Genomic DNA, 20,191 nt, shown 5'->3' with positions numbered 1-20,191 from the left:
TTTCTTACTTATTCAGATACATCTTTCCCTTATAAATCACGAGGCCCTTCTGAGCCTTGTCCACCTGCTGGCCCATCATGTTATAGACGGGAGCGTCGACGCTATACATCGTGGCAGGGGTAGCCTGTCGCTGGCCGTCCTTGGTGACGACGTCGATGGCGGTAGCACCAGTAATCTTCTTCAGGCCCTTCAGACAGTTAATCTTGCCGAAACCAGCCTGCACCTTGTTGTGCGACGGAATCATGTTGACATTGGTAGTCCACTCGTCGTTGTCGCAGGTTTCCTTCATGATGTTGATAATCTCCTTGGCCGTCAACTTGGGGTTGGCCTGCATCCACAGGGCAACGACGCCAGTGACAACAGGTGTCGACATCGACGTGCCCTGCGACAGAATATACCAATTCTGACGGCCGAACTTCTCTACATTCGAGCACAGCCTTGCTTTTCGTGATGTGTTCGGATCAATGTAGCCGGGCTCGGAAGCCTCGAAGTAGGTCTTGTCATAGTTGTTGGCAGCCGACAGGACGCCCTGTCCGGGAGCGATGAGCGTGGGACGCGGCTGGCCGTTATCGTCAATGCAATAGCTGGAGAAGTCGACAATCTCGCCCAACTGCTGATAGTCGCCTGTCAAGCCGGACTTGCGGTATTTGTATTCTTCGTTCTGATAGTCCTTCCATGATGTCTTGGTGATATAGGCTCCGACGCTGATGACGGCATCGTTGCAGATGGCGGTGTTGCAGGCAAAGTCGCTGTTGCCCTTCGTCCAGCCGTTGGCAGCGAAGTCGTAGCCTGTTGCCGTCTTTGGCGTGTCGAAGCACGGCTCCAGATTGTTATCGCCCGTACAGATCATATTGATGGTCTGATCGGCATGACCAGCCTTGACGGTAATCGCCAGACGGTAGAAGATGTCATCCAGGAATACGTTTGTTCTCATGAACGATACTCTCCAGATGATGGCATCCGTACCCTTGATGGTCTTCACGATTGATTTACTCAGTTTCACGAAGTTGGGGGTGAGGTTTTCACCTTGCTTGTCCTTCACATGGCCGGTCATGTCAACGAAGTTGCCTGTCGAAAGGTCGACCATCGTGAGCGTCGGAGTGAAGTCCTGATAGTCAGTGGCATAGAGGTAATACGTCTCACTGTATTGTGCAAAGCCCTTGTCGGTATAATTTGATGCTCCAAGGACGGTCTTCAGCTCGTCGGTGGTGTTGGGAAATTTCTTGATAATCGACTGCCACATGGATGCTGAGTTACCGGAACTGACAACGACGGCACGTCCAGGCTTGGTGCCGTTATCTGTCAGCTTGGCAATGCCCTTAGCGAGTTCGTCACTACCATCGTGCAGACCAGCAACACCAGCCATGCTGATGTTGACCACGGCAGGCTTCTTGACCGCGTCGGCATAGTCGAAAATTCTCTGTATGCCCTCAACGATGTTGGCATCGCTTGTTGCGCCACCCAGACCTACCAGTACCAGGTCGGCATCGGGGGCTATACCCTGCATGTTGTTGCCTATATCCGAACCTGCAGCGGTAGCTGACGTGTGTGTGCCGTGCGATGTTTCATCCAAATCGCTGCTCAATTGTTCGCTGATGTCACTTGGTTCGTACTCCTCCATCATGTCAAGGAAGCTTATATATTCAACGGCTTTCTTGATGCGGGTATTGCCGTTGGCATCCCTGAAGGCAGCGTGATTGAAGTCTATACCATTGTCAATGACGCCCACCACGACATCTTTGCCTGTATAGGCCTGTGGCAGTCCCTGTGACTTGGCGGCAGCTTCGATGTCTACCATATTGACGCCGACAGCCTTGCGGGCCTCGTCGTTCATTACGTGCTTCATCTCGTCAGCCTTTACCTCGATGAACTCCTCGAGCGGCTCCAGCAGCTGAAGCTTGTCGGCAGGGATGCGCAGGACCACCATGTCGCCCAGCACGAAGCGCACTTCAATGCCCATCTGCTCCAGTTTCGCCGTGGGACACTCGGCACCAGCCTTCAGCGTGGCGATAGCCGACAGCGTATTGATACTTCCGTCGGCATTGAAGCGCACGGCGATTTCCTTGTTTACAGCTTTGGCGTCGAGCGGAGCCAATCCCTGTGCACGACGGCTGACAGACTGCTGCACGAGCTCTGTCAGACGGCTGTCAATCTTCTGGGCCTGTGCTATCATCACACATGCCACCAATACAAGTAAGGTATAAAATCTCTTCATACTTTTCAAATGTTTATTTCTCTATTTGATGAATACTTGCTTTGTTTAAGTAAAAACTTGCGGCAAAGTTAAATATATTTCTTGGAATAACCAAGAAAATTGAAAAATGGGGACGGTTCTCAGTGATCCACCACAAAGGTACAACATTTCTTTCAAAAGAAAAAATATTTAGACAGGAAAATGGATCAGTCAGAACCGACCCAGTTTTCTTTTAATTCACAAGAAAATGGATCATTCAGAACCGTCCCCAGCTTTCTTTAATTACAATAAATGATCACTAGAACCGACCCCGTGATCCCTCAGTGAACACTAAATAATTAAAAGTATAATATAAACAATTGAAAATATAAACAGCCCCCATGCCATTAATTTCCATTTAAAATGTTCTCTGTCAGGCTTTGAGGCAAATTTCCAATAATATTTTTCTTCTTTTTCATCTTTTTCAAACCAATAATATTCTAAAATTAAAGAAAGCACTATAATAATACTAAAATAAATAATTTTATAGACGCTGTTTCTGAACAGTGTCTGTGTTGTTTCCATATTTATCAAACTCATAAAGGAATAAGATATACATAGGCAACTATATACAATTAGACCCTAATAAATGATAAATGCAGTCAGAAATGGCTGCATTTACTTGTAAATAGTTATCTATTGATAATAAGGTAATCCATTAGTTATATCACCCCACTCATTTGTTAATTGCATATGTTCTTCTCTTGTAATAATTCCACTATTTGTTAGATGGCATAAGAAATCTGTAAAGCGTATTGAAGTATAGCCCATCCCTTCAAAGAAAACGATTCCATTGTGAGGGTTTTGGACATTTGCTGTTATGGCTTGTAGCCAAGCAAGGCAGAAACGCACTTTTGTAAGAATATCCATATAAGTGTTATCCCTAATAAAAGATGATACATCAATAATACTTATAGGATGATTCTCTATTCTATTTACGTGAAAACCTTGCCAAGAGATATTGTTTGTTATAAAATCTTCTGAGCAAAACTGCAACAATTGCTGTCTGAATAAATCAGATATGAAAACATAATTCTCCATCATAATCTGTATTTTTTTTGCAAAGATAATATTTATTATTAAAATGAACAAAAAACATATGGGAAATAATCAAAATACGAATATAGGTACAAGTGTTGACCCAACAAGTTCATATGAAACGGGCGCATGGAATAACTTGAAATTGATATTTCAGCAACAAGTTCCACAATATTTTGCTTCAGTAGAACAAAATGGCGGTAGTAGGTCAATAAATGACATTAATGGTTTGTTGTCATTTCTTGAAAGTACAATTAACAATAGTTTGGATACATTCATAAAGCAGCACATTTCAATTAGTCAATTACAGCCAATTCAAGGGCAACGTATAAAGGCAGATAAACAATTCAAACCAACAAATCAGAATCCTGACGATGTACCTTTTGAAATAACAAACTCACAGAATAATAATGAATCTAAGAATATGAATATGAATAAGAAATTGATTAGATTAACAGAACAAGACCTTCATAGAATCGTGAAAGAGTCTGTAAATAAAGTATTGGAAGAAGCACTCGACACAACAGATTCCATAAAGCAATTTTATAACGATAAAGGTAAACAATTAAATAATATGCAATCCCAAATAAAAGGAATGCTAAATCCAAAATGGAAAGAACGTAAACACAGACAAATGGGTATGTTGAAAGACAGATATGATGATATTAGCTTAATTGATAGACACCTCAACAACATGGATAATGGCTACTTCCATCATGACAACGTGATAGATGATAGTAATATTGAATCTTGGTTAGACCAAGAATCAAAAGAATATCCTGGATTTACAAATAGGCAATTGCGTGATTTAAGAAATATGGGATTTGGTCGTGAATATGAAGAACTGTACTTAAGCGACCTCGCATAATCTCAATTCATTCCAAGTAACAATCAGCCCAATGGACTTATTGAACATATCCTCAAATCGTTCCGATTGGGACGCTTTTCTTGTATTCCAACGATACACAGCCTCGTCAATATATGACTGTAAGTGCTCGTCACTTACATCGTGGTAACAGCCCACAATCATACGTCTGAAATGACTCCAAAAGCCTTCGATGTTGTTGGTGTACGTCTCACCATCAACAACATACTGCAACTGTCCGTGATTGCAAATTTTATGGTTATAACCCATATCAGCAAGACGATTGTATGAGTTCAATTCATCAGTGAATACAGTAGAACCTTCCTCAACGAACTGTGAGATAATGGGAAGGATAGTGTCACGATTGGTATTCTCCACAACCATAGCACGAACATATGACATAAACTCAAACTCACCGTCCTCGTTCTCAATCTCAGAACGTTCCATCATTCCGAAGACGGGAGTCTTTGTCTTTGTGGAACGACCTTGTGTGTTTGGAGTTCGCATTGACTGATGCTTCCATTTCTCACGTCCACCAATATACACCTCATCACATTCAACCTCACCACTGAAACCTTCTGCATCGTCTTGAGCAAGCAATGCACGAACCTTATGGAGCATATGCCAAGCTGTAGTCTGAGTAACCTTGATGTCACGTGCAAGTTGGCAAGAAGATATACCCTTCTTGTGTGAGGAAATGAGGTACATAGCAATGAACCACTTTACAAGTGAAAGGTTGCTATCTTCAAAGATTGTGCCAACCTTGCAAGAGAAATTGCGCTTGCAGTGGTTGCAGCGAAACCTACCATCCTTGCGAGTTACACAGTGGTGTTCACCACAATAGGGGCAAACAACGTCTTGTGCTTCACCAATACCCCAACGTGTTTCGATGATTGCTTGCTTGCAAGTATCTTCGTTGTTGAAGTACATTGTCATTGAAATAAGACTGTCAAACTGTGAGAAATCAATCATATTGCTATTGTTTTATAAACTATAGCAAAGATACGAAAAAAGTCCAGCGAAAGCTGAACTTTTATACGTATAGATGATTATTTGGGGTCAAATAGTATATAATTGCCCTAATTAATCTCTTATTCATATTTATGTATTATAAAAAATGTTATTTAGGGCCTAATTCTATATAATTCCCTATACATAAGAGATAATTCATTAGCATAAGAAGGAAAAACTTTTTAGCCAACATAGCATTGTAACTTACTTTACCATTATGGTAAACAACTGGCTCAAATTTTTGAGTGAACAAATGTAAACCGTATAATATGTGATTCATAAAACACACCATTTTCTTTTCATTTTTAATTGTTATCATTTTTTCAAGTTCTCAGATTTAAAAGCATAATACCACTTTAGGATCATTTAGAACCGTCCCCAGCTTTCTCTTATTACCTATTTTTTCTACATCATTATTGTTTTACCTGTTCATCAAGTACATATAGCCTGTATGCATCTGCGGCAAGTCTTAACACTGTATGCTTATTGAAATACTTTTCATCTTTTTGGGCAAACTCAGCAGCAATAAACCAAACTAAAGGGATACCATCTCTTTCTTTTTCTGGAACGAATTGAGTCTCAAAATCAGGTACTCCACTTTGTACAAGCATTCTGACTTTTGTTGTTAAGTCGTGCTGATGTTTAGCTTCTTCATTAGCAGCAATGCGTTCTCTTAAGCATAAATTATTGATAAATCGTGGTTCGGTTAGTCGCACAGCGTCCTTGAACGATTCGATAGAATTGTCATCATCGCTGTGCCACCAATAATACTCAGAAAATGCACCAATAATACGATATTTATTTAGTTCCTCTTCTGAGAACAATTGCCAAGATCGCAAATAGGCATCTCTAATTCCTTCATAAATTAATGCATAAGTCAGAGATTGTCCCATATAATAATTACAATCAAATGCATTTTCATACAAGTTGCTTTTGTCTATTCCTATACAAACATAAATTTTCTCATCAATTTTCTTTGCAAATAAACCACTAGCAGGAGAGATTGTGTCCTTGAAATAAGTATATCCTATTCCCTCAAAGAATGGAATAAGCTTCTTGAATAACTGTTTTCTTGTTACTTTCATATTTGTAATAAATTGTTTTTCAGTAGCAAAGGTATTTCTTTTATTTCATAGGACAAAATATTTCACTAGAAAATGGATCATTAAGAACCGTCCCCAGCTTTCTTTTTTCTACAAAATGTTTAGACAGAAAAAGTGGATCAGTCAGAACCGTCCCCAATTACCCATTAACTATGATTTATTCATAGCTCACCGATTGCAATAAAGATTCTACTGCTTTGGCAGAAACTATTATTTTTTTGAACTGGATATCATTTTGTTCCCAATCCGAATCTGCGACATAACCTCCTTCTATTAAACAATTATTCGCATCTAAGGGTTTAATGGCAAACACGTCAAAAGTATCAGGCAATTTTATGGTATATGGAGTTCCTTCAGAAATCAACTTTTTCAACCCCCCACAGATGTCCAAACGATCTTCATCAAGTATGGAAATCTTTTTGTCTATAATGAATGTACTGGATATTATACTTAATTGATAATCGAAATTCAGACACGTATCATATTTTTGTTTCCCCAAAAACGTTAACGAAATAGAAGCCTTATTCCACTTTTCCTCTGAAAAGACTAAATTATCATGGTTAATCAAACATGATACTTCTTTAGTAAGACATTCTAATAAGTAATCTGCACCTATGTCTACATGGATTGAGCCTATGTAGTTTTCCTTCAAGATCTCGAAGCGCAATAGCAGATTATCATAAATAACAGCATCATATTTCACTATTATTTTGAATGACATGCTTGTGTTTACCCACACTTCCGACTCTGCTGTATGTTTTGCCACTTTATAAAGATAATGTTGCAAATCCTCAAATTCTGCGTCCGTGCATAGAACATCCGTCTTTATAATAAAGTAGTTACGCTTAACAAAAATTCCTAACACATCTTCTCTTAATTCCAATTCTACATAAGAGGCGAGATTGAACTTGTCACTGATAAATAATGCTTTCATATTATAAACAACGAAATAAATATGTAATTATTTTGTGTGTTAAATAGGTTTCAAACTATGAAAAATGGGGACTCAGTGATTCACCACAAAGGTACAACATTTCTTTCAAAAGACAAAATATTTGGATAGGAAAGTGGATCACTGAGTCCCGGATTTTCGACCGGTTGTCGGTATTAAAGTACCCCTTTATGTTATTATCTATAATTTATCCAGTAATTATTTGGAAGTTAGTACCATATTTAGTACCTTTGCAACAGATTCATATTATATAAATGGTTGCGAAGAATAAGTTAAAAGAACGGTTTAAAAGACTTCCCAAGGACTTTACTTTTGAGGAAACTGTAACTCTTTTAGAGTCTATGGGATATCAAAAGCATAACAAGGGGAGGACTTCCGGCTCCCGCATACGCTTTAAGAATGAAGCGACAGGAATGTACATAGATTTACATAGACCTCATCCAGGAAATATCATGAAAGAATGGATGTTGAAAGAGATATATAGACATTTGAAAGGTAATCAATTAATATAAGGAAGAGCGTTATGGATTATTTGGAGTACAAAGGATATAAAGGATCCGTAGAATATAGTAAGGAAGATAATTGTCTGTTTGGTAAGGTTCAGGGATTGAGCAAAGCCCTCATATTGTATGAAGGACAGACACTTGACGAACTTCGTAAAGACTTCGAGGATGGTATTGACGACTACCTTGAAGGTTGTAAGGCTGACGGAGTAGAACCTTGCAAGCCTTATAGTGGAAGACTCAATCTTCGTATGACCTCAGAGTTGCATTCTCGCATTGCCGCTTTTGCTGCATCCACAGGCACTACCATTAACGATTTCATTAATCGTGCAGTACAGAATGAGTTGGCTCATAGTTATGAGTCAAGTTCCATGCTGGCTTCCGAGCCTTTACTCCCTCCAGAGAAGGATTAAACGTTGAAAAATGGGGTCGGTTCTCAGTGATCCACCACAAAGGTACAACATTTCTTTCAAAAGATAAAATGATTGGACAGGAAAGTGGATCAATGAGTCCCCAATTTTTACATAGGACAAAATATTTCACTAGAAAATGGATCATTGAGAGTCCCCAGCTTTCTATTAGGGAATCCTCCCAGGAATCAAATCTGTCCCAGTGATTCTTAATTCCTTGAGTTCTTTTATAAGTTTGTCAATATCTTCCCTTGTTTTTTTTTGACAAATTATGTCTTCTTCAAATCCCATATTTCTCAGAACTGAAAGCAAACAAGATCTTAACTTTATATCATCATCTATTGAATCCACAATGTAAGGCACATAAGACAAGTATTCATTATCCGCTATTTTTTGTGGCACATTAATAGGATTCCATTTTGCTAGAATTTCATTCACTAAGGGGTAAATATCATTATAATCATCGGGAGTTTCAACATAATTAATACTAAATAAGAATTCTTTTCTGTTAAATAGAGAAGGAAATCTGGAATAACTATTGATGTATTTATATGCAATTTTATAACTTCGTCGAACGTAATCGTTCCACGGTTCATTTTGTAATCTATCACATGACCAGCCATTGTAACCCTCTGTGTAACAAATCTTCTCCTTGCTTATAGTATAAACATTCCCACCTGTTATAGGAAAACAATTATCACGAAAAAAATGTATAATCAGCAAAGCGTCTTTTTTTATATAAGCATAACCATCAATACCCAAAGGATATAAAGGGTAAGTACTAATATTATTTAATTGGGTAAACTCTTTTATTGTCATTTTATTCATTTTGTTGAAAAGATACACATTTTCTCAATAAGGTCTAAAAAATCTATGTCAAAATTTGGGGACGGCTCTTGCTCTGGCAAGCGACTTCGTCGATGACTGAATGATCCAAAATAAGATACTCAGTTTTGTTCTCATTGTTGTAAGTTATTAATTATGTTGCAAAGGTAGTATTATTATCTCTTTCTACAAAATGTTTACACAAGAAAGTGGATCAGGGAGAACCGTTTTCCTCCAAACCCCTAACCTCCAACTGATTTCTTCTGAAACACCGATGTACAGGGCGTTTCCGGGCAGTTGGTGGTTGCTCTAACCTCCAACTAAGCTCTCACTAACCTCTAATATAGTGGGAGGTGGGTTGGACGTTAGTGGGAGGTTGTCAGAACCTCCAACTGGTCTTGCGCCCTTTATTTATCGAGGTTTGCGGGATTTTTAGTTGGAGGTTAGGGGTATCTCCTTGCTATTGAAAGAACCCACCATTCCCTACACGTAATTTTTAAAACCCTTGTCACCGTTGCCGCCTTGCAAAAGTATTTGATTGTCAGGGGATTGCGGGTAACAACATAGCGGCAACGGTGACAACGATATCTCCTATGAAAGTAAATTCAGTGTGTTTACTCAGTAAATTCAGTGAATTTACTCACCAAATTCAGTGAATTTACTGAGATAGGAGGCATCGGAATAAAAAGCAACTAATAGGGGTATTTTACGAAGGCGGCACCTCCTGCCTGCGAAGGTGCCGCTTCCTTGGGTCGAAGGTGCCGCTTCCTTGGGTCGAAGGTGCCGCTTCCTTGGGTCGAAGGTGCCGCTTCCTCGGGTCGAAGGTGCCGCCTTCATAGGGGCATGGTTCAGGTGTAAGGGTTCAGGGGTAAGGTGATTAGCAAATGAGGCTTTAATTAACTTGAATGAGGGCTTTAATCGGGTCGAATAAAGCCCTTAATCGGTATGAAAGTGGGCTTCAGTCGGTAACTGATTTCATAGAAGTTTTTTCGAATTGTCCTTATATGGAAGTATCTCCTATGAAAGTAAATTCAGTGAGTTTACTCACCACCTTCCCGTTGACAACTTCGAAACGACGGTCGAACTCCTCACGGGTGCGGCTCCAACGGTTGTGGCTCCACAACCAATAAGCGGGTGTTCTTCGGATACTCTCCTCCAACAACTGATAGTAGATATCCGTCAACTTAAACTCCTCTAATTGCTGAGGCTCTTGGGAGATCAGTTTGAAGGTAGCCTCATAATACCCCCGGCGGACACGTTGTACGTCGAGATAGAACACGACATGGTTGAATTTCCGCATGATACGCTCGGCACCCGTCAGTACGGGAGTGTCGTGATGCAGGAAGTCTACCCAGTGGTGGATATTAAACCAATTAGGCTTCTGGTCGGAGATATAGCCGATGATGGAGATCTGTCCTGACTGTCTGAGTTCCAGGATCTTACGGAGGGTGTCAGCCATAGGGATACATTCAGCGCCCAGTCGCTGACGTAAGCGCAGGAAGAGCTGGTCCACCCCTTTGTTCTCGATGGGATGATAGATCTGTGCGCATTGGACTTTGGGAGAAATCCATAATGACAGGGAGGTGACCCATTCCCAGTTGCAGTAATGACCTAAGTAAACACCGATGGACTGTCCATTGTCAAAGAACGGATCCAGCAGTTCCGTACCTTTGAACACCATCCGCTTCCTGATATTCCTTTTACTGATAGTCAGCAGTTTCATGCTCTCCACGATATAGTCGCAGAACCACTGGTAGAAGTCCCGCTCGATAGCCTTTAGCTCCATTTCAGATTTCTCAGGGAAAGCACTTGCCAGATTCTTCCGAACCACCTTCACACGATATCTTCCCACATGGTATATCAGGAAATAGAGCATGTCAGAGAAGAGATAATGTACCCAGAACGGCAGTAGTGAGACAGGGTAGCACACAGCCATCAGGAGATAGTACGAGAATTTCATCAGCAAATGGTTTTATGTGCCACAAAGGTAGTTAATTCAAAGTGAATGAGCAAATAATTAAGTCAATTTTTGTCAAATTGCTAAAAAAACACTATTTTTGCATCCATAAGTTCATAGGCATGTCGAAGAAGCGCAAGATATATTATTTGCTCCATAGTGGAAAGAACAGCAAGGTGAAGTTCTTTATAAAGGCATATATACGGCAATGTGTTCCCGGATGGGTCACCCGCCGCTTGCTGGGGAGCAAACTGAAACAGTTACAGTCGCGTGATGACAAGGAGGAGATCCTGCGGAGGGTCGACTATTATTGCAAGCTGACTCCCGAGACATCCTATGACCATGAGGGATTCAACAAGACGGCAGTCAGTCTCAAGGACCAGTCTGTCATCCAACCCAAGGTGTATTATTTCGACGCGATGGATACAGCACGCTATTTCGACCAGCGTCTTCGCTGGATCCTGAAACCAGGTGATGTCGCAGACCTACAAGCGTTACCCACCATTTTGAAGAGTCGTCCCATAGGGGATCACAACCAATGCTCTGTGGTGCTGAATCTTAACAAGGTGCGGCATTTCCTGTTTGTCAACGATCCCAAACCTTGGCGTGAGAAACGAGACATGACGATATTCCGCGGGGATGTGGGTAACCCCAAGGATGGGAATGTCAAGCCCAACAGGGTCGCCTTTATGAACCGTTGGTACGGGCACCCCCTTGTGGATGCCGCCTCTATCGACTCTATTGATGGTCATCCGGAATGGCAACGAGAGAAGATGACGATAGGGGAGCATCTGGACTATAAGTTCGTGATGTCCCTTGAGGGCAATGATGTCGCCTCTAATCTCAAATGGGTGATGTCGTCCAACTCGATAGCCGTTACCCCCCGTCTGACCTGTGAGACCTGGTTTATGGAGGGGACACTGATTCCCAACTATCATTATATAGAAGTGAAACCCGATTTCTCCGATTTGGAGGAACGCCTGACCTACTATATCCAACACCCGGAAGAGGCAGAGACGATCATCCAGCATGCCCATGAGTTCGTGGCTCAGTTTATGGACCCCAAGAGTGAGCGACTCATCTCCCTTCTGGTCTTGAAGAAGTATTTCGATGTAACAAACGCTGCCCTATGATATTCGCAAGAGACAAGTCCCAGATGTGCAACAACCTGTTGCAGTATGCCCATGTCTATGCATGGGGCAAGGAGCATGGTCGTAAGGTCATCTCTATGCGTTTCAGTTACAAATACCAATATTTCAAAATCTGTCATACGAACCTGACGGGTTTTGGCTGGTATCTGCTGGCGAAATACCTTGCCGCTCTCAAGGTCCTGCCCACAGCCAGTTTCAAAAGGAGAGACTGCGACCGTGAGGCGTTGGAGCGTAAGATGCTCAGACACAGGCATATCGTCGTCAGTGGCTGGTTCGTGCGTTACTACGACTTGTTCTTGAAATACAGGGATGAGATCTGCGACCTCTTCACGTTGGACGAGCCATACACGACTCCTGTCAAAACAAAAATGCAGGAGGTAGAAAAACTCTCAACTCTCAACTCTCAACTGTCAACTCTAAGATTGGGTGTCCATATCCGTCGTGGTGACTATGCCGAGTGGCGTGACGGACAGTTCTATTTCGACAATGCGGTCTATGCGGCACATATCAACCGTTTTGCGGAGATGCATCCAGACCAGAGAGTTCATGTCTATCTCTCTACGAACGACCCGGAGGTGTCTGCGACAGACTTCCAGCAGCTTTGTCCTCAGGTGGTCATCCATCATCTTCAGGGAAGTGCCCCGGAAGACCTGTTTATGCTCTCCGAGTGTGACTATCTGATAGGTCCTCCCAGCACTTTCTCCTTAGTCGCCGCGATGTATCGGGACATCCCCCTTTATCGCATGGATACTGCTGACGCGTCACAAATGACAAAGGAGGGTTTCAAACTTTTTGCTTACTGGTTTCAGAATATGGTGTAGATATGTCCCAGCTCCGTAAGATAAGATACCGTTTGTTCTCATGGTGGTGGTTTCCTGATCTGGAACCTTCCAAGGAACCCATTGACGTGGTGATACCTATCATTGCCAAAGACCTTCATATCCTGCCCCTTTGTCTGGAGGGCGTCAGGAAATGTGTGGCTCATCCTATCCAGGAGATCTATATCGTGGCACCAGCCCAGCAGGAGATCCTGGACTTCTGTAAGGAGCACCGTCTGCAGTTCGTCGACGAGACCACTATCTTCGGATTCAGTCCTAATGAGTTGGATATCCAGTATATCAGCGAGAAGGGTGAGGTCAGGGACCGCAGCGGCTGGTTGTTTCAGCAACTGGTAAAATTAAGCGGTAAGGTAGGTACTTGTCAGCATTATCTTTGTATTGACGCCGACCATGTGCTGATTCATCCGCATGTGTTCTTGACAAAAGAGAATAAGACGGTCTTCTATATGAGTTATGAGGAGCACCAGCCTTACTATGACAATATCCATCGCCTGATACCTGACCTGCCTCTGGATACCCTGTCGTATGTCGACCATAAGATGTTGTTTGACAAAGAACAGCTGGAGGCGTTACATCAGACATTAGGGGGCGAGGAGTGGGTCAAGACCATCCTTGAGAACTATGACCGTCATAGTCATGCGGGTTTCTCGGAGTTTGAGCTATATGGCAACTTCGTCAAGGAGAAAGTCAGACGTCCTTGGTTACAGAAAACGTTGCGTTATACGAGACTTGCTGACTACGAGACACTTTGTCGTCAGTGGAAAGGCTCGCGCTGGTCGGTGACCTTTCCTGATTACATGAATAAATAGGAATTAGCGGTCACCTGTGAGCAAAGCGTATAACTTGTGTATCTTCTCATCAAGGAAGTAGGCTAACGACACGCAAAAGACGACCACCACAAGGGGAATAACAAGGTACGCCACCCAGCACCCGAACGTACTTCCTGTGTTGACAATCACATATCTTTGTAACACATGGACGAAGAAATAGTGGGTGGCATAAAGGAAGAAGGAATACCTGTATATTCTGTGGGAGCCGAAATGCATGACTTTGTCGAGGAGGTCATAGATCCCGATATAGAAGAAGACGGACGACCATTGTCTTAGATTGACCATCAGCATCGTGTCGTGCTGATGACTGAGATAGACGGTGACAGGGAAGCATACCAGTGCCAGCAGGGTAACCCATAAGGGTTGTGCCTTGAATAGATAGTCGTTATAGTGGATTCCTAATAATGCTCCCATCATATAGATAGACATCCATACCAAGGGACTGGCAAACGGATGGTGGAAGGCGATACCGATGATAAGGAAAATGATGACGGAGGTGACTGCTATACGCAGGTCACGTGCCAGATAGTAGAAGACGGGAGCCGCTATCGCATAGACGATGATGACACCCACGTACCACAAGACCGTATATTTGCAGGCGAAGATGTTTCCTATCACTTCTGTGAGGGAGTCGAAAGAGTAGTTGTTGCTGATATACCGCTCACCGGTATAATAGATGAGCAGGAACCATGCGCATGCCCCGAGGATATTCCAGATGACATAAGGGATGACGAGTGAGTGGAATCTTGTTTTCAGTTTTTCCAGATAGTTGCCCATATGGAAGTTGCGGAAGAACAAGAATCCCGTAATCAGGAAGAAAGGCGCTACGGCATCCTGTCCGATCTCATTGAAGATGGAGAGTTGGTGAAAATAGTCGGGTACCATCTCCCACTTGGGTAGCCGGGAGTGTGTCCATACGATGGCAAGCATCATGAAGAAGGACAGGTTCTGGATCTTTGTCGAGCGTTGTGTTTTCATTTATCTCACCTCCATGACTAATCTGAATCCTACTTCCATCCTTCTGCGACGTACGTCGTACATAAAACGGTTGGTAACCCTGCTGTAACGTGCGTCACAGTCGTAGGAGCCTCCCCGCATCACATGGAAATTGCCAGAGGGCTTACCCGTTGGTGTCTTACGGTACCAGTCCTCACAGAACTCCCACACGTTACCAGACATATCATAGAGTCCCAGCTCGTTGGGCTTGAGTTGTGCCACCCGTTTATGATGGTCGTCAAAGTCGTGGGTCAGCGTATAAGCGACCTCATCGGGGTTGTTGCTGCCAGCATAGAGATAACCTTTCGACTGGCGTCCTCCTCGTGCGGCATATTCCCATTCTGCCTCTGTCGGCAGTCGGAAATGCCTGCCACTCATTTTGTTGAGTCGTACGATGAATTCCTGGATCTGCTCGTAGGTCACATATTCCACAGGCATATCGGCACCTTTCTGCTTGGAGCGGTTCTTGTGCATCACCACTTCCCACAGGGCTTGGGTCACCTCTGTCTCTCCGATATAGTAGTCACCGACAGTTTCTTGGTGTCTTACCTCGTCAGCATCGGCAAGGGTGTCCTGTGGCAAGGCTCCCATCATAAAACGACCGCCCTCGACAAGTCGCATCTTGTAAGTGACACCTTTCACTTTTAAGATACGCAGGTTCGACTTGGACTGTGCCTGTGTGCCTAATGGCAGCAACAGCATCAGCAAAGGCAGTATAACTTTTAACTCAACCTTCTCACATCTTACATCATCCATCAGACATCTGTCAGGTCCCACTGCCCACCAGATCATTCTGAGCCAGCAGAAGAAATAGGTATAGACATCCAGCCAGAAGGTGCGGTGGATGAAGTTATGCAACCATGCGGGACAGAGCACGTCCGTTGGGAGAATCATGTAGTTGACGACCAGCGACCAGAACAGGGTCCAGTCTATCCAGTTGCGCTTGGGCTGCAACCAGAACGCCATGACGTAGAAAGGCAGACAGATGATATAGGTGTGGGTCTCCGGACAGTCGCTGAAGAGGATCATAAAACCGCTCAATACGCCCAGAGCCTGTACACGGAAGCGGAAATCGCTCCATCTTTTGTACCGCCAGAAGAAGAGTACTGCCAATATCGCTAATACCACGACCTGCGCCATACGGTAGTTGGGCAGCAGGAAGGGTTTGAGACCTACGGCAAAGAGGATGCCGATATAGTCGGAGTCGCTGTGATGGGAGGCTATCATGTCGAACATCTGCTGATAGAGCACGAAGACATTGTCGAAGTTGGTGTTGACAGCGGGCAATAGCAGGAAGAAGGCTCCGCAGAGGATGGCATAGCCGAAGCTACGAAGGGTCTTCGGATAACAGAACAGGATGGCAAGCTCGGCAGCCCCGTAGATCTTCGTCGTGGCAGAGAGCATGATGAGGAACACCGCCCAGAAGCCCTTGCCTCGCTCCAGCAGGATAAAGGCGAAGAGGTAGATATAGGCGACAATGATATTATGCTGGTAGCAGAAGACGGTTTGCAACACTACCGACAATAGGAATACGAAGATATACAGCTTATATTTGTCAAGTTGTTGCGGCAACCATTTGATGGCTAGTGAGAACAAGGTGTAGTTGCCGATGTTCCACACATAGGGTCCCAACCACCACGGCAGGTAGAAGATAGGGGCGAAGAGGACGCTGAACACAGGGGAGTAGAGGAAATAGATCTGGTGTGCCTGGGCATATTCCAGGTTATAGGGCGAGAGTCCCTCCCAGAACATACGGGTGGAGTCCTGGTAGTCGAAATAGTTGGTGTTACGTCCGCGGAACACCTCCACAGAGGTGGCGATGAGGACGACCAGTAGTCCTAAGCCCCACCAGAAATACTTATTCGAGAAAATTTTTTTAGTCATTCGAAATTCAGTTTCTCGTCAATGATATAAGAAGGACGGTGCTTCACCTCGTCGAAGATGCTACCTATATACACAGCGATGATGCCCATGACAGAGATCATGATTCCTGCGATGAACCACATGGAGACGAACAATGTCACCCAACCGCTGACCGGTGTGTCCCTCACTATGGTCTTGATGACGAGGGCAAGAGCGGCGATAATGGCAAGGAGGGTGATGATGACACCGAAGTAGACAATCAGTCGTAACGACTTGGTACTGAAGGATACCGCTGTCGTCACGGCGAGCTCGATACGCTTGCGCATGGAGTATGACGACTCCTTGCCGTCTGTCCGCTCATCATGGTTGACGAATACCTTTGCCGTCTTGAAACCCACCCACTGGTTCATCAACGGGTAGTAGCGGCGATAGTCACCCATCTGTGCCATCGCGTCAATCACCTTACGGCGATAGATGGCGAACTCGGCGAGCGACTCGTCCTGCTTGGTGTCTGTCAGGAACCCCATCAGTTTGTTGAAGAGATGCGACCCTTGTGTCATGAAGAAATTGTCAGGACGGTTCTGCCGACTGGCGAACACGATGTCGTAGCCCTCCTGTATCTTCTCGTAGAGGTCTTTGATCTGGGCGGGCGGGTTCTGCAAGTCACAGTCGAGGGTCACCACATAGTCACCTGTCGACAGGTCGAAGCCTGCGTTCAACGCATACTGCTGTCCGAAGTTACGACTCAGGAAGACTCCTTTCACCCGTTTGTTCTTCCGACAGATCTCCGTGATAATCTCACGACTGTTGTCGGGACTATGGTCTTCCACCAGGATAATCTCATAGTCGGAGGTCAACTTACTCACCGTTTCCTCTATCTGCCTCACCAACTCTTCCAACAGGGTAGGGGCTCCATAACATGGGCTGATAACTGATATTTCCATTGTTTTTATTCTTTTGTGTGCAAAAATACAAAAAAAATGTATATTATGAAGGAAATAGTAAATCTTTTACCACACTATTGCCCAAAAAATAATTTTAGAGGTTCTTTAATTAACGATAGTTAGAGGAAATAAATTTGTTGCTGTATAGTATTTCATCCCGACTTGGTTAAAAGTTAAAAAAGAAAAGAAAAATTCTTTTATTAACTCTTTTTTTTAAAAAATAAAACAGTATCTTTGCAGTGAGTATGAATAAGATTCGAGAGTTCTTTTCAAAACCGTTCTTCAGCGACTATCGTACGCTGTTCGGACTGTGGATGATACTGCCCGTTGCCATGTGGCTGACAAAGATGACACGTGCCAACAACTACAACATCTACCGGGGCTCGTTCTGGAATGCTGTAAGGGGTTGGAATCTTTATCTGCCTAATCCTGAGGAGTATGGCGATATGCACCATTACGGTCCTTTGTTCTCGCTCCTCTTTGCTCCTTTTGCCATCGGTCCTAAATGGATAGGGCTATTATTATGGGGTATTGCCTTGACCTTATTCCTCTATTGGGCTATTCGCAAGTCGCAGTTTACGAAATACCAACAGTTATTTATTCTGTGGTTCTGTGCCCATGAGATGCTGACGGCTCTCTTTATGCAACAGTTCAATATTGCCATTGCAGCCACAATCCTGCTGTCATACTACCTTATTGAGAAAGAGAAAGACTTTTGGGCAGCGTTCTTTATCATGTTGGGTACTTTCGTCAAAGCATACAGCATCGTGGGACTGGCATTCTTCTTCTTCTCCAAACACAAAGGGAAGTTGATTGGAGGATTGGTTTTCTGGGCTGTCGTAATGTTTTTAGCCCCTATGCCTTTCTTCCATGGGTGGGACTATATTGTCAGCCAGTATCATGAGTGGTATATCTCTTTAATGAACAAAAATGCTCAAAATGCAGAGTCTATCATGCAGAATATCTCATTATTAGGAATGGTACATCGCACGACGGGCTTGCAATTCAATAACCTCTGGCTGATACTGCCTGGTATGCTATTGTTTGCGCTCCCTTACCTACGTATAGGACAATACAAATACGTGGCTTTCCGTCAAACCCTGCTTGCCTCCGTGATGATGTTCATCATCCTGTTCTCGACAGGCAGTGAGTCGAGTGGTTATATCACCCCCTTCATCGGTATCGTCATCTGGTATACGGCAGCCCCCTGGCAGCGCAACGGATGGGACATCTTCCTGTTGGTGTTCGCCTTCATCCTGTCGAGCATGTCGCCCAGCGACCTCTTCCCAGCCTATCTGCGCAAAGAGTTCGTACAGCCATACGCACTGAAGGCATTACCTGTTACCATCATCTGGCTGAAACTATGCTATGAGATGCTGACGAAAGACTATCGTCCCATCATATCCTTCAATGATAACGTTTAAAAGTAATACATAGAAAATGAGTAAATTTGTTCAAGGTTTTAAGAAAATAATATATGGATATATACCTTTCTATTATGCAAAGGTTTTTAATCCTCAATCGGCAAGTCTCCCATATTATAAGTATGTGATTGATTATCACAATTCCCATCATCTATTCCTGTTTCGGCATGAGTACGAAATGATGGAAATAAAGATAGAAGAGGATAAGGCTTCAGGACTTCCATACGTATATCTTCCACACCCAAACAGTAAAAAGAGGCTTTTTTTTAGTAAGCAGATGACGCATGAAGCGATTAAGAAACTTTTCATGACTTTATTAATGGAGCAAGACCATCGTTCGCCTCATCGGTATTTCGACCATATAGAAGAATTCAAGGATAAAGTCCTTTTAGATGTAGGTGCAGCCGAGGGTATCTTGTCCTTGATGGCTATCGAGCAAGTGAAACATGTATATCTTTTTGAATGCTCAGAGGATTGGATAGATGCTTTAAATAAGACTTTTGAGCCATGGAAAGACAAGGTCACTATCATAAAAAAGTTCGTGAGTGATAAAGACGATGAAAACAATGTCTCGTTAGACACCTTTTTCAAGGACAAACCACAAAATAACCTATTCTTGAAAATGGATATAGAAGGTATGGAACGAAAGGCCCTTTCGGGCTGTCGCCAGATGTTTGCAAACGCAGGTAATGTGAGTTTTGCCATTTGTACATACCATCGGAAGGATGATTTGAGTGTCATCTCTTCTTTTCTTAATACTTATCATTGTAATTATACTAATCAGACGGGGTTCTTTGCGCATCGTCTCAAGAGTGTTTTATTAAGAGGAACTAATTAAAATAAAGAAAAGATATGTCCTATTTATTCTCATCAGAATCCGTATCAGAGGGGCATCCTGACAAGGTTGCCGACCAGATTAGTGACGCTATTCTCGACCAGTTTCTCGCTTATGACGACCATGCCCGAGTCGCCTGTGAGTCGTTTGTGACGACAGGACAAGTGGTGATTATGGGTGAGGTGCGTAGCGAGGTGTATATCGATTTACAGACCATCGCCCGCAATACGATCAAAAAAATCGGCTATACGAAGGCTGAATACCAGTTTGACGGGAACTCCTGTGGTATCCTGACGGCTATTCATGAACAGAGTGAGGACATCAATCGTGGTGTAGACCGTGAGGATGACGAGAATCAGGGAGCTGGCGACCAAGGTATGATGTTTGGCTATGCCACTAACGAGACAGAGAG

20 protein-coding genes are annotated in these 20,191 nt (G+C 43.4%); 9 read left to right on the top strand and 11 right to left on the bottom strand.

Annotation, left to right across the window (positions count from 1 at the left end):
- Window positions 1-4: 4 nt before the first annotated feature.
- From BM257_RS06610 to BM257_RS06600, 3 genes are all read right to left on the bottom strand, one after another.
- Window positions 5-2,215, bottom strand: a complete 2,211-nt coding sequence (locus BM257_RS06610; RefSeq protein ID WP_092070039.1) for a S8 family serine peptidase — start codon at window positions 2,213-2,215, stop codon at window positions 5-7.
- Between the two features lie 309 nt (window positions 2,216-2,524).
- A complete protein-coding gene (locus tag BM257_RS06605; RefSeq protein WP_143096788.1) occupies window positions 2,525-2,758 on the bottom strand; it encodes a hypothetical protein in 234 nt (77 codons plus the stop codon).
- 111 nt (window positions 2,759-2,869) lie between these two features.
- On the bottom strand, window positions 2,870-3,277 hold the full coding sequence (locus BM257_RS06600) for a hypothetical protein (protein ID WP_092070033.1): 408 nt from the start codon (window positions 3,275-3,277) through the stop codon (window positions 2,870-2,872).
- 55 nt (window positions 3,278-3,332) lie between these two features.
- On the opposite strand from BM257_RS06600, the gene BM257_RS06595 reads away from it, so the two are divergent.
- A complete protein-coding gene (locus BM257_RS06595) occupies window positions 3,333-4,139 on the top strand; it encodes a hypothetical protein (RefSeq protein ID WP_143096787.1) in 807 nt (268 codons plus the stop codon).
- Here the strand turns inward: BM257_RS06595 and BM257_RS06590 are convergent.
- From BM257_RS06590 to BM257_RS06575, 3 genes are all read right to left on the bottom strand, one after another.
- Window positions 4,122-5,108: an IS1595 family transposase gene (locus BM257_RS06590; RefSeq protein ID WP_218154494.1), complete on the bottom strand. Its 987-nt coding sequence runs from the start codon at window positions 5,106-5,108 to the stop codon at window positions 4,122-4,124. The genes BM257_RS06595 and BM257_RS06590 overlap by 18 nt on opposite strands.
- 452 nt (window positions 5,109-5,560) lie before the next feature.
- A complete protein-coding gene (locus BM257_RS06580) occupies window positions 5,561-6,232 on the bottom strand; it encodes a hypothetical protein (protein ID WP_092070024.1) in 672 nt (223 codons plus the stop codon).
- A 175-nt stretch (window positions 6,233-6,407) separates the two neighbouring features.
- Window positions 6,408-7,184: a hypothetical protein gene (locus BM257_RS06575; RefSeq protein WP_092070021.1), complete on the bottom strand. Its 777-nt coding sequence runs from the start codon at window positions 7,182-7,184 to the stop codon at window positions 6,408-6,410.
- Between the two features lie 272 nt (window positions 7,185-7,456).
- Between BM257_RS06575 and BM257_RS06570 the strand changes: the two genes are divergently transcribed.
- Both BM257_RS06570 and BM257_RS06565 read left to right on the top strand, forming a co-directional pair.
- Window positions 7,457-7,714 (top strand): type II toxin-antitoxin system HicA family toxin, encoded by a 258-nt coding sequence (locus tag BM257_RS06570; protein ID WP_092070018.1) that lies wholly within the window; start codon window positions 7,457-7,459, stop codon window positions 7,712-7,714.
- Between the two features lie 11 nt (window positions 7,715-7,725).
- Complete coding sequence (locus BM257_RS06565) at window positions 7,726-8,118, top strand: type II toxin-antitoxin system HicB family antitoxin (protein ID WP_092070015.1); 393 nt, start codon at window positions 7,726-7,728, stop codon at window positions 8,116-8,118.
- Between the two features lie 165 nt (window positions 8,119-8,283).
- Here BM257_RS06565 and imm40 read toward each other — a convergent pair whose 3' ends face one another.
- Both imm40 and BM257_RS06555 read right to left on the bottom strand, forming a co-directional pair.
- Window positions 8,284-8,943, bottom strand: coding sequence for an Imm40 family immunity protein (imm40, locus tag BM257_RS06560; protein WP_092070012.1), 660 nt, complete (start codon window positions 8,941-8,943; stop codon window positions 8,284-8,286).
- A 997-nt stretch (window positions 8,944-9,940) separates the two neighbouring features.
- Entirely contained in the window at window positions 9,941-10,900 is a 960-nt protein-coding gene (locus BM257_RS06555) for a lysophospholipid acyltransferase family protein (RefSeq protein ID WP_092070522.1), read from the bottom strand.
- 119 nt (window positions 10,901-11,019) lie between these two features.
- Here BM257_RS06555 and BM257_RS06550 point away from each other — a divergent pair, with 119 nt between their 5' ends.
- Genes BM257_RS06550 through BM257_RS06540 form a run of 3 tightly spaced genes read left to right on the top strand, consistent with a single transcriptional unit; the run spans window position 11,020 to window position 13,696 of the window.
- Window positions 11,020-12,030: a glycosyl transferase family 90 gene (locus BM257_RS06550; RefSeq protein ID WP_092070009.1), complete on the top strand. Its 1,011-nt coding sequence runs from the start codon at window positions 11,020-11,022 to the stop codon at window positions 12,028-12,030.
- Window positions 12,027-12,869 carry an alpha-1,2-fucosyltransferase gene (locus tag BM257_RS06545; RefSeq protein ID WP_092070006.1) on the top strand — a complete coding sequence of 281 codons (843 nt, stop codon included), beginning with the start codon at window positions 12,027-12,029 and terminating at the stop codon, window positions 12,867-12,869. Before BM257_RS06550 ends, BM257_RS06545 begins: the two co-directional genes overlap by 4 nt.
- A 2-nt stretch (window positions 12,870-12,871) precedes the next feature.
- The gene (locus BM257_RS06540) at window positions 12,872-13,696 is read left to right on the top strand and encodes a DUF6492 family protein (RefSeq protein WP_092070003.1); all 825 of its coding nucleotides are present in this window, start codon (window positions 12,872-12,874) and stop codon (window positions 13,694-13,696) included.
- 3 nt (window positions 13,697-13,699) lie between these two features.
- Here BM257_RS06540 and BM257_RS06535 read toward each other — a convergent pair whose 3' ends face one another.
- The 3 genes from BM257_RS06535 to BM257_RS06525 are packed head-to-tail and all read right to left on the bottom strand — an operon-like array spanning window position 13,700 to window position 17,520.
- Window positions 13,700-14,695 carry an acyltransferase family protein gene (locus tag BM257_RS06535; RefSeq protein ID WP_092070000.1) on the bottom strand — a complete coding sequence of 332 codons (996 nt, stop codon included), beginning with the start codon at window positions 14,693-14,695 and terminating at the stop codon, window positions 13,700-13,702.
- Window positions 14,696-16,597 carry an SUMF1/EgtB/PvdO family nonheme iron enzyme gene (locus BM257_RS06530; RefSeq protein WP_092069997.1) on the bottom strand — a complete coding sequence of 634 codons (1,902 nt, stop codon included), beginning with the start codon at window positions 16,595-16,597 and terminating at the stop codon, window positions 14,696-14,698.
- Window positions 16,594-17,520 carry a glycosyltransferase family 2 protein gene (locus tag BM257_RS06525; protein ID WP_092069994.1) on the bottom strand — a complete coding sequence of 309 codons (927 nt, stop codon included), beginning with the start codon at window positions 17,518-17,520 and terminating at the stop codon, window positions 16,594-16,596. The genes BM257_RS06530 and BM257_RS06525 overlap by 4 nt, the downstream gene beginning before the upstream one ends.
- A gap of 245 nt (window positions 17,521-17,765) precedes the next feature.
- Here BM257_RS06525 and BM257_RS06520 point away from each other — a divergent pair, with 245 nt between their 5' ends.
- The 3 genes from BM257_RS06520 to BM257_RS06510 form a co-directional block, all read left to right on the top strand.
- A complete protein-coding gene (locus tag BM257_RS06520) occupies window positions 17,766-18,944 on the top strand; it encodes a glycosyltransferase family 87 protein (RefSeq protein WP_092069991.1) in 1,179 nt (392 codons plus the stop codon).
- Between the two features lie 16 nt (window positions 18,945-18,960).
- Entirely contained in the window at window positions 18,961-19,782 is an 822-nt protein-coding gene (locus BM257_RS06515; protein ID WP_092069988.1) for an SAM-dependent methyltransferase, read from the top strand.
- Between the two features lie 14 nt (window positions 19,783-19,796).
- A partial coding sequence (locus BM257_RS06510; protein WP_304443162.1) for an S-adenosylmethionine synthetase N-terminal domain-containing protein occupies window positions 19,797-20,191 on the top strand: 395 nt, incomplete at its 3' end.

Origin of the sequence: Prevotella sp. tf2-5 (genome assembly GCF_900115435.1) — a bacterium.
GTDB lineage: Bacteria > Bacteroidota > Bacteroidia > Bacteroidales > Bacteroidaceae > Prevotella.
The sequence above is the reverse complement of the archived record's forward strand: the minus strand, read 5'-3'. Positions and strand labels throughout refer to the sequence as shown.